This is a genomic window from Ammonifex thiophilus (assembly GCF_003368535.1).
Lineage (GTDB): Bacteria > Bacillota > Desulfotomaculia > Desulfotomaculales > Ammonificaceae > Ammonifex > Ammonifex thiophilus.
Genome location: NZ_QSLN01000045.1, coordinates 1 through 1,167 on the forward strand (window position 1 = coordinate 1; position 1,167 = coordinate 1,167).

General features: G+C 64.9%; 2 protein-coding genes. Both read left to right on the forward strand.

Annotated elements, in window-relative coordinates:
* Positions 1-295: RHS repeat domain-containing protein (locus DXX99_RS11385; protein WP_134643018.1), on the forward strand; the 295-nt coding region annotated here is incomplete at its 5' end.
* A partial coding sequence (locus DXX99_RS10955) for an RHS repeat domain-containing protein (RefSeq protein ID WP_134643019.1) occupies positions 228-1,167 on the forward strand: 940 nt, incomplete at its 3' end. The genes DXX99_RS11385 and DXX99_RS10955, both read left to right, overlap by 68 nt.

Genomic DNA, 1,167 nt, shown 5'->3' on the forward strand with positions numbered 1-1,167 from the left:
TGCTACCACCCGCTACTGCTACGACTCCCAGAACCGGCTCATAAAGGAGATCGACCCCCTGGGCAACGAGACCGTCTACGAGTACTACCCGGACGGCCTTCTGAAGAGCAAAACCCTGCCCGGGGGGGAGGAAAATAACCTACACCTACGAGGGTGGGCTGGTAGGCTCCGTCACCGATCCCGCCGGGGAGACCACCCGCTACTCCTACGATGCCGCCGGCAGGCTCGTGTCCCTCACGGACGCGGCGGGGCGCACCTTTACCTTCGCCTACAACGGCAACGACAACCTGCTTGAGGTCAAAGACCCGGCTGGCAGGGTCTGGCGCTTCGAGTACGACTCCCGGGGCCGGATGGTAAAAGAGCTGCGTCCCGGAGGGGTCACCCTCTCCTACGAGTACGACGGCGACAACAACCTGGTTAAGATACGGGAGGAAGGTGGAGGGATCTCCCGGGTTACCACCTATGCCTACGACCCCGAAGGCAGGCTCGTGGCGGCCACCGACCCCCTGGGGAACACTATCACCTACACCTACGACCCCCGGGGGAACCTCAAAACCATAACCGACCCGCTGGGGCACACCCTGAACCTTGAGTACGACGCTCTGGGCCGGGTGACCGGCATTACCGACGCCCGGGGCGTTAAAGTCCTTACCGTCACCTACGACGGCGGCCGGAGGACCGTCACCGACGCCCTGGGGCATACCATCGTTCACGAACTCGACCCCCTGGAGCGGGTGGAGAGGGTCACCGATCCGGCCGGGCACGCCACGCAATACACTTACGACAAGCTCGGCCGCTTGACGGAGGTCGTCGATCCCCTGGGCGGGAGAAGCGCCTGGAAGTACGACGCCGCCGGCAACCTGGTGGAAGTGAAGGACCCCAACGGCCAGGCCACTACTTTCGCCTACGATCCCAACGGGCGGCTCGTAGGCAAGACCTACGCCTCCGGCGGAACCGTGCGCTACGAGTACGCCCCCGGCGGCCTCCTGCGGAGGGTCGTCAACGCCCGCGGCCAGGACATCGAACTCGACTACTATCCTGATGGTCGGCTCAAAAGCATTGCCTTCCCGGAAGGCACCGTCAATTTCGGGTACGACGAGGCCGGGAGGCTCGTGAGCGTCGCCGAGGGGGGCCGCACCTCTTCTTACGGGTACGACGGCCTGGGCC